The sequence below is a fragment of the candidate division WOR-3 bacterium genome, assembly GCA_039804165.1.
In the GTDB taxonomy this organism is placed as follows: Bacteria; Hydrothermota; UBA3072; order UBA3072; family UBA3072; genus JAFGHJ01.
The window spans coordinates 1-9,050 of sequence record JBDRZZ010000038.1 but is presented as its reverse complement, the minus strand read 5'-3'; the positions used below and the strand labels follow the sequence as shown (position 1 = coordinate 9,050).

Annotated in this window: 11 protein-coding genes; all 11 read right to left on the bottom strand. The window is 31.8% G+C overall.

Annotated elements, in window-relative coordinates:
• On the bottom strand, positions 1–289 hold a 289-nt coding region (locus ABIN61_08815; protein ID MEO0294302.1), incomplete at its 3' end, for a hypothetical protein.
• 22 nt (positions 290–311) lie between these two features.
• Positions 312–932, bottom strand: coding sequence for a hypothetical protein (locus tag ABIN61_08810; GenBank protein MEO0294301.1), 621 nt, complete (start codon positions 930–932; stop codon positions 312–314).
• Positions 929–2,074: an ABC transporter permease gene (locus ABIN61_08805; protein MEO0294300.1), complete on the bottom strand. Its 1,146-nt coding sequence runs from the start codon at positions 2,072–2,074 to the stop codon at positions 929–931. Before ABIN61_08805 ends, ABIN61_08810 begins: the two co-directional genes overlap by 4 nt.
• Complete coding sequence (locus ABIN61_08800; GenBank protein MEO0294299.1) at positions 2,052–2,942, bottom strand: ABC transporter ATP-binding protein; 891 nt, start codon at positions 2,940–2,942, stop codon at positions 2,052–2,054. The genes ABIN61_08805 and ABIN61_08800 overlap by 23 nt, the downstream gene beginning before the upstream one ends.
• A gap of 3 nt (positions 2,943–2,945) precedes the next feature.
• Complete coding sequence (locus ABIN61_08795; GenBank protein MEO0294298.1) at positions 2,946–3,896, bottom strand: 6-bladed beta-propeller; 951 nt, start codon at positions 3,894–3,896, stop codon at positions 2,946–2,948.
• A gap of 9 nt (positions 3,897–3,905) precedes the next feature.
• Entirely contained in the window at positions 3,906–4,118 is a 213-nt protein-coding gene (locus ABIN61_08790; GenBank protein ID MEO0294297.1) for a hypothetical protein, read from the bottom strand.
• Complete coding sequence (locus ABIN61_08785; GenBank protein ID MEO0294296.1) at positions 4,099–4,398, bottom strand: hypothetical protein; 300 nt, start codon at positions 4,396–4,398, stop codon at positions 4,099–4,101. The genes ABIN61_08790 and ABIN61_08785 overlap by 20 nt, the downstream gene beginning before the upstream one ends.
• Positions 4,377–5,693, bottom strand: coding sequence for an SPASM domain-containing protein (locus tag ABIN61_08780; protein ID MEO0294295.1), 1,317 nt, complete (start codon positions 5,691–5,693; stop codon positions 4,377–4,379). The genes ABIN61_08785 and ABIN61_08780 overlap by 22 nt, the downstream gene beginning before the upstream one ends.
• Positions 5,672–7,123: a radical SAM protein gene (locus ABIN61_08775; GenBank protein MEO0294294.1), complete on the bottom strand. Its 1,452-nt coding sequence runs from the start codon at positions 7,121–7,123 to the stop codon at positions 5,672–5,674. The genes ABIN61_08780 and ABIN61_08775 overlap by 22 nt, the downstream gene beginning before the upstream one ends.
• Before the next feature lie 166 nt (positions 7,124–7,289).
• Positions 7,290–7,457: a hypothetical protein gene (locus tag ABIN61_08770; GenBank protein ID MEO0294293.1), complete on the bottom strand. Its 168-nt coding sequence runs from the start codon at positions 7,455–7,457 to the stop codon at positions 7,290–7,292.
• A gap of 562 nt (positions 7,458–8,019) precedes the next feature.
• The gene (gene fmt, locus ABIN61_08765; GenBank protein ID MEO0294292.1) at positions 8,020–8,982 is read right to left on the bottom strand and encodes a methionyl-tRNA formyltransferase; all 963 of its coding nucleotides are present in this window, start codon (positions 8,980–8,982) and stop codon (positions 8,020–8,022) included.
• Between the last annotated feature and the right edge of the window lie 68 nt (positions 8,983–9,050).

Below are 9,050 nucleotides of genomic sequence, written 5' to 3'. Positions count from 1 at the left end.
GAGGGTCAGAGTCAAGGTCATTGGCTATATATGGTTCCATTGTTTCAAGAACAGTTGGAAGAATTCCTCTCCTTCCCTTAGCCCTCTCTTCTATCCTCTTCCTATCAGAAAATTCCCCTACCTTGGCCATGGAGGCAAGAGCCCCATCCTTCCCAAAAATAAGGAATAAACCAAATTCCACTTCTATTGCCTTAATAGCCCTCTTTAGATAATAAAAGAGAATAATATCCAGTGCCCCTCCCCTAAAACCTAATATTTTGTCAATTATCTCCAAAGGATATTCTCCCATTTATCCCTCTAATCCTATTTCTCTAATTTTTTTTATATGTAAAATTTAGAATGGAGATCGTCTTAATGCTTACTCCATAGGCTTCCTCATCAATATCAGTTTCTATTTTCATCTTCATTGGTGCGATAACTCCTTTTCCAATTTCTCCATACTCTGTCTCCAATTGAAAATTTTTTAAATCCGAAGGACATTTAGTTAGCGTTGTAAATGTTTTTTTAAAATAGCTACTATTTTTTGATACAATATAATTTCCTTCCTCTGCTTCTAAACCCTGATATTTTTCAAGAAGTTTAACTTGGATGCACCATTCCTGTCCCCAATCTTTGACTTCATATTGGAAAAAAGAAACATCATTACATTTGAATGGATTAACAGTTTTTCTGGTCATTCCTAATATTTCTTTCCCTCCCTTTTCTGTCCATTTATTTCCATCCCAATAAAGTTCAATATCCTTCTTGTCGGTTCTTATTAAGTTTCCTTTTCCATCATATACAAAATTTTCCACATTTGCAACAACTTTATAACTTTTCAGGAACTCAGACATCTTCTCTCTTTTCTCACAAAGCTCCTTTATAAACGATTCTTGAGGAAAAAGAAGAAATGGAAGAGACAAAAATATTAATATTTTAAAAGCTATTCTCACCCTATCCTCCTTTCATATAAAGAGCTTCTTTCAAATTTTGTCCCAGCTATCTTAATAAAAATTATAGTTGTAAAAATAATTATAATAGAACCCGAAGCAAATTTTAATGTGTCCAATTCCTCTTTCATTAAAAATGTAAGCATGGAAAATGGAGAAACTGGAGGGATATAATAAAGAACTTTTGTTAATTTAATAGGAGGTATTGCCATTAAAACCACATTTAATAGAAGGGAAAATGACAATACATAATTTATTATACTTTTTGCACCTTTTAAATCATCCTCAGTTCGAGATATCACTCCGGAAAGAAGATAAAAAGAAGAATACATGAGAAATGCCATAAAAAATATTAAAAAAATGAGAAGGAAGGATTTCAAATCGATTTCTTTTAAAATAAGAATTGCAATAATATCAGGAATACGAGAGGGAAGAAATTTTAACAATAAATAGGTGAGGGAGAGTGTTATCCCAAGATATATGAAATAGCAAGTATCCACAGCAAGTAATTTCCCCCAGAAGATTTGAGAAGGATTTTTATAAATAAGGAGTATGTCAAGAAAATTTGTATCTTTGTCTATAATGATTCTTCTGGAAAGATAATCCCCATATACTGTAATTCCAGTATAAAAAATAACAAGAATAATGAGTCCAAAATATTTCCCCTTGCCACTTCTTTTTTCAGTTAACACTCTAATTGGCAAACCTTTCTTTATTTTTTCTATCTCCTGTGAATTCAAGCCCTTCTCTGTAAGGAAAACTTTGAGATATGCACCCTGGATAGCTTTCTCTATGAGCTTTTCCTTTATTAAATCTCTATTTTTCATCTTTACAATAATCTCCTTTTCCATTGCCTTTATAAATATTGTATCTTTATCCATATAAGAATTCACTTCATCATTTACCTCTCTAATCTTCCATTTTTTTCCTACCAAACTTATAAGTTCATTGTGAATCTCATGGGCAATTTCTCTATTTCCAGAAATTAATACCTTTCCTTCTTTTACCTCTTTTATGAAATAGTTTATTAGGAATGTTGGGAATCCTGAACCAAGAAGAAGGATGAAGGGCAGAAAAAAACAACTCATGTAAAACCATGGTTTTTTTAGAATTTTAATAACTTCATAGCTGTAAATCTCTTTCATCTTTTTCTCCTAAAATCCTCAGGTAGATTTCCTTAAAATTAGGATACTCTTTTTTTATCTCCATTATCTCCACCATTCCTTCCAGCTTTTCTATCAAATAATTTAAAGAAATATCAGATGGGAGTTTTATTATATTATCGAGTATCTCAACTTCATTACCAGGGAAAACTGTTTTATCTATCTTTCCACTATATCGAATAACCCAGTTTCCTCTGGTATATTTATTTCTTAGTTCTTCCATACCACCTCTTTCAATAATTTCGCCATTTTTAAGAATAATTACTTCCTCGCACAGCTCTTCTGCAAGTTCAAGAATGTGAGTAGAGAAAATAATTGTCTTCCCTTTCTCCTTCATGTCGTATGCTATCTTTTTTAATCCTTCGGATGCTTCCACATCCAATCCTATAAATGGCTCATCCATTATGATTATCTCAGGATTCCCTAACAAAGACATTGCAAACATAACTTTTCTTTTCTGCCCCTTTGATAGTTCATTTGTTCTCCTCTTAAGAAATTCTTCTATTTTCAACAAAGAACTCCATATTTCTATCTCTTCTTTCCATCTTTTTTGTGGAACTTTTTTTAAAGATAGAATGTATTTTAGAATGTTCAAGACTTTCTCTTCTTTATATAAACTTAATTCTTCGGGTATGTAAGAAAGATTAGCACTTCTTATATAAACCCTTCCTGAGTCAGGTTTCAATATTCCTGCAATGATCCTTATTGTAGTTGTCTTGCCTGCGCCGTTGGGACCGAATATTCCAAAGATTATCCCTTTTTCAACTTTAAAACTCACCTCCTTTAGCGCTGTAATATTACCAAATTTTTTAGATATATTTTCAAACTCAATAACTATTTCCTTTCCCATGGTTTATCTAAGTTTAACTTTTTCCAAAAAACAACCATTTTCATCTTCACTCATTATAAATAAAGCATTTTTATGATAACTCAAAATACCCATTGGAATTGTTGCACTTACCATTTTTTGACTCTTAAGATTATAAAGGTAGCTTTTTGCTTGGTTATTTTTCATTACATTCCCTGAAACAATTAAAAGTTCATCTTTTGAAGTGAAGATAACTTGAAAGATTAATGGGTAGGTTTCAAATTTTACAAGATCCTTAACTCTCGAAGGCAAGAGCTTTTGCATAGTATAAAGACTATCTTCATCATATTTTGTGGGCTTTATCTTTATCTCAAGCTCTTTTTTCAAATCTCCATTAATATCTATTATTTTAACCTTTCCTTTGCTCCCGCTACCAAAAGCAATAAGTGTATCTATGGTGTCCAAGGTAATATAAAATTCATTGGCGTCCATTCTATTTTTTAAATATTTACTATATTCTTTGTAAACTTCTCTTTTTATGTCAAAATTTTCGGAAAGCAAATAGATTTTTCTACTGTATTTGCCCTCCTCTAATCCTGCAACTCCTCCTACTGAAAATTTACCGATTTTTTTGATAATAGTAATTGGTTCTTCAAACCTGCCTTCTCTTAGAAACTTTAAATTGCTATCAAATTCAATCCACTTCTTTTTGATTGTCTCCAGAATCAATATATTTTCTCCGCTCTGAGCTATAAAGGATCCCATAGTTGAAACTTCCCCTGGACCCTCCCCTCTTATTGATTTGCTTAGAATTAACTTCCCATTAAAGGAGAAAATTTTCAATGAGTACTCCTTCGTGTCAAAGGTATAAATAGAATTATTTAAGATAACAAACTTCCCTCCCACACTTGAGAGCTCATTTAGTCTTACAATATCCTTGCCATAGAGGGAGAAAGCTATCAATGCCAAAAGAAAGCATATCTCTCTTTTCCTCATCTTTCCTTTTTATTCTGACGATATTAATACTTTCAATTTCTGGATAAAACTTTCTTCTACTATTATCCATAATGGCGAATCTTTTGAGGGTTGGAATACTATTAGTCGCTCCCTCTCTTTCTCTTCTACCCTTTCTATTGTTCCTGCAAAGGTAAGGTTAGACTTGGTGGTCAATAATATATAGTCTCCTTTTTTAGCTTTATCAAGACTTTGCCCCTTCATTTGAGCCCTCCTTCGTAAAATTAATTTTTATAATACCGGCTCTTTTTAATAAATTCAAGCAACGCTTAAAGTCTTCTCTGCTCCATAAGGAGCAAAAATTTTCCTCTATTTTTTGGTAATCAGAATTTTCAATTATAATTTTCCATAATGTTGAAAGTTCCTGCTCATCCAAAAAGACTTTTCTTTTATTATAATAATTTTCTACAATAACTACTCCTTCGTTATCTTCATACCATGTTAGGGCAAGGGGAGAAATTGTTAAAATGTTCCTATTGGACATAGACACCTTCTATTAAATCTTTTGACTTCTTCTTTTGCTTTAGAGAAACTTTTAAACTCTGAATCATTTGATTTTCCCTCAATGCGTGATAACTCTTTTATAGCTTTTATTGGAATTGCTGATATGTATGCGATTAAAAAACCCTTATAAAATTTACAGATTTTTGAAAATCCTTCTTGATGTAGTGCTAAACATAATCTGCTACATACTCTAAGTAAAGGGCACTCGTTGCAGGTAGGATATCTTGTATAAGAATATTTATTAAAGAAAATAAGAGATGAAGAGTTAATATTCCCCATAGGAAATTTATCTAAATATTTACATGGATAGATATTTCCATTCTTATCAATATAAAAGTTTGTTATACCAGCTCCACATGAATCTTTTAAGATACGAGAGAAAACAATCATTGGAAGGAGGTTCCCACTTGAAAATTTTACAAGGGCTTTTGCTCCCATACTGAAAAGTTGGTAAAATTTATTCATTGTTTTAACCCAAAAAATAAAATACTTATATCGATCTTTTCCATTATGGAAATGAAAAATTTCTTCACCAGTGAAATAATAAGAAACATGAGGCATGAGAATAAGAGGCAAAGTAAGATCCTTCTCCTTTTTTCGTTTCTTATAAAAGGCAGCTATCGCATATCTAAGTTCAACTTTTTTTTCTTTTATTATAAACTCTATAAGTCTCCTTTTTTCATTTATTTTATCTTGGTCGCTTTCAAAATCATTGAAATTTATTTGAATAGTTGAAATATTCGAAATATTATTATCAAATTCATCTATAGTTTCTTTTCTCAGCATGTTCCAATCCACTCTAAAAACAAGCTCTATGTTAGAAGGATAAACATTAGGATAGTCTACCTTAATCTTATCTTTATTTATGTGATTATTATACTCGTATACTAATTCTATTGGAATATTTTCAAAATTTTTTAGTAAAAACTCTCTTAGTAATTTTTTGTTTGCTGAAAAATCACAAATAATTCGAATAGGCCTTATCTCATTTAAAGGTTGAAGAATAGTCGATTCAAAACCTTCTAAGAATCCATTGATTCTTAAAGAATCGAGACAAATTTCTGCCTCATTTTCTCTTCCTGGATATAAGGTTGTTATTACTTTTTTAACTTCGTTCATTGTAGTTCCTTCTTTTATTATATTATATAGCTTTTTAAAAGAAAAAGATGTTTTTAACCATATCCCTGTTTTAGTGTCTAAAAGAAGAAGCTCTCCATTCTTTAAGTTTTTTGCATGTATATGGCTTTTTAATTTTAGATATTCAAGGGAATACATTTTTTAACATCTTCCTTTCTAGCTTCCATATATTTTTCTGCGGCATTCTTAATCTTTTTTTCAATTCGGTTATAAAAGTCCTCCAGTGAAGGATGTTCTTTCTTAATTTTTTGTATAAAAGAATTTGGATCACGATTGAAGTTCCACATAGTCTCTCTTATAAAGGCCGCTGAAAAATCTTTTGTTTCAAATATAGGTTGTATAGAATCGTATCTTCGCCAATCTTTAACTATTATATTCATTTCAAAATTTTTATAATTTAAAGCTAATTCAGTGCCAGGATAAGGAGTGCAAATTGCTACTGCTGCGGGGGGATAAAGAATAAAATATTTATTGAGAAGATATACCATGAATAATGTTTTATATATTGTCTCTGGAGTATCGCCGGGATTACCTATAATAAAAGAACACTCTGGCACAATACCAAAGCTTGCAATTTTTTCAATTATATCTAAACTTTTTTCTATTGTGATTCCTTTCTTCATTATTTTTAGGACTTTATTATCAGCACTCTCTACCCCTATGTGAATGGCACTACAGTTAGTCTCTCTTAAATAAGAAAGAGTCTCTTCATTTAACAAATCTACCCTACTTTTTATTGCATATCCTATTTTTTCTTTCAAGTGTCTTTTCAAGAGCATACAGAATTCCTTTGTTCTTTTCTTCAGCACTGTAAATGTATCGTCCATTATTCCAAAGTCTTTTATTCTAAAATAAAGATACAAAAACATTATCTCCGCAAAAACTCTTTTTGCACTGGATGCTCTATACTTACTGCCCGAAAATTGTCTTGATGCACAAAATATACATCTACCAGGACACCCGCGAGATGTGACCAGAATGCCTACCTGTCTGTAATTTGAATATTTCACATTCAAAAAATCTGGCAAGGGAAGTAGATCCAAATCGTGCAAGAAAAATCTGTCATTTACTTCTATGTGTCCGTCTTTTAAGTAAGCGATTCCCCTTATTTCATCTAATGAGATTAACCCTTCAGCATATTTTGCTATTTCTAAAATGTGTCCCTCTCCTTCTACCAAGCTTACAATATCAGCCGCTCCATTTTGAAGTAGTTCTTCATATGCTGCTTTTGCATGAGCTCCACCAAATACTATAAGAGTTTTAGGAAATATTTTCTTCAGTTCAATGGAAGTAATTATTGCATCATTAACATTTTCAGTAAAAACTGTAAATCCTGATATTAGAGGATCTATCTTGTGTTTCTCTTTTAAGTCTCTAATTCTTTTTAAAAGATAAGAAGTATTTTTTCCAAAAGATAATAAATCTATTATCCGAACTACATATCCATGTAAACGCAACATAGAAGAGATACAAAGAAGTCCTAAAGGGGGAAATTTATATCTTCCTTTACTACCAATGCTTAACAAAGATGTTGAATGTAATTGTATTAATAATATCCATTTCCTCATTTTTCACTCTTATAATAAATCACTTCCGCCGTCATAAAATACTACTTCTTCCTCTCTTTAAGTAAAAAACTATAACTTTTTCAATAACTTGTAAAAGTTTAAAAATAAATACTTCCTTCTCCCTCGTTACTTCTGAAATAATTTTCTCTCATACAGGTTTAGAACTTTAGAGTTTCTCAAACGCAATCTCTACTGCTTCATAAATAACCACACCTATAGCACTGTAAATAATTGCTTCGACAATGACTGCAGGGAGGGCTGGCACTGCCATTTCTTCTGCAAATAACCCTGGGTCAATAGAGGTACTTGATAAAGGAATCATCTCTATAAACATCCTTACACCTCCTCTTAAAAATTTAAATTCATACTAAAATATATTCCACCTCCAATCCCTCAGTCAATGTCAAAATTTGATATTTTTATGTCAAAATTTGATTATTAAAGAATATATTTATTTTGAACCCCTTCTCTTCGCACCAAAAAAAGATATGGTTAATTGTTTATGTGAGGCTCAATCTTTTTAAGGATTATTGGAAGCTATTAGGAAGTCTTAAACTCAACTTTGACACCTTAATTTTTGAAAATTATGTATAGATGAGGGTTTTGGTCAATTTTTTGTTTTTTTGAGTTCACTATGGAGGTCTTCCCTTATAATTTCTCTATAACAAATCGCAAATAGAACAAGGTTTTATCATTTCTCTTCCCTTACAAACTCTCTAATATCGCAGGTAGAATCTTCATCCCATACCTCTTCCCCTTTACCTCTATCCAATCTACCATCAGCCCCTTTGATATGCATCCCATCATTCCCCAAAATATGAATAGATTAAATCTTTACCTACTAGCCTGGAAAGGTTCCATATATTATTGCATATCCTTTTTCTTAGATTGAATAGTCACAAATTAATTTTTTCTTCTTTTCCTCCAAAAATATCTCCCTTTTTAATTTTCGCTCCAAGAGAAAAGTCATAGGCTGGCATAACTTTCTTCCCTTCTAACTGAAGAGTTTTAATTAATATTGCAGAGTTATTACCGCATGCAACTATAATTCCTTCCTTTCTTATTTCAACAATCTCCCCTGGTTTCTTAAAATCAAATTTTTCTTCAAGGGGCAGAGTCTCAATTACTTTTAGCATTTTCCCATTCCAGTAAGTAAAAGTCCCAGGCCAGCCAAAAAGCCCTCTTACAAGCCTATCAATCTCTTCAGCTGTTTTAGACCAATCAATCAAACCATCTTCTTTTTTTATCTTTGGAGCGTATGTAGCAAGGGCATGATTTTGAGGGATTCTCTTAAAATCTCCTTTCTCAATGGAATCTATAGCTGATAAAAGCAGGGATGTTCCTATGGGTATCATTCTTTCTCTAAGTTTATCAACCCTCTCCCTTTCTCCGATCTCTATCTCCTTTTGAAGAATAATATCTCCTTCATCCATTTTTTCATTTATAAAAAATACTGTTACCCCTGTCTTTTGCTCTCCATTTATTATTGCCCAGTTGATTGGAGCTGCTCCCCTCAATTTTGGAAGGAGGGAGAAATGAAGATTTATTATCCCTAATTTTGGAATTTCAATTATTTCCTGTGGTATAATTTTCCCATAAGCAACTACAACTCCAAGCTGAGGCTCCAATTCCTTCAATTTTTCAAATATCTCTTGATTCTCTTTCAATCTATCAGGCTGTAAAACTGATATTCCGTATTTTATAGCAATTTTTTTTATCTCTGGAGGTGAAGGCTCAAGACCCCTTCCCTTTGGCTTATCAGGAGAAGTAATAAGGGCTTTCACATTTTGACCGCTTTCAATTAAAGAAACAAATGGATTAATAGAGATCTCATCAGAACCAAAAAAGATTATGTCCATTATTTCTGAAGGAGTTTTTTCAGCCTGTTTCTTATTATTCTTCTTTTTAGAGGAGAAAGATGGTCAAT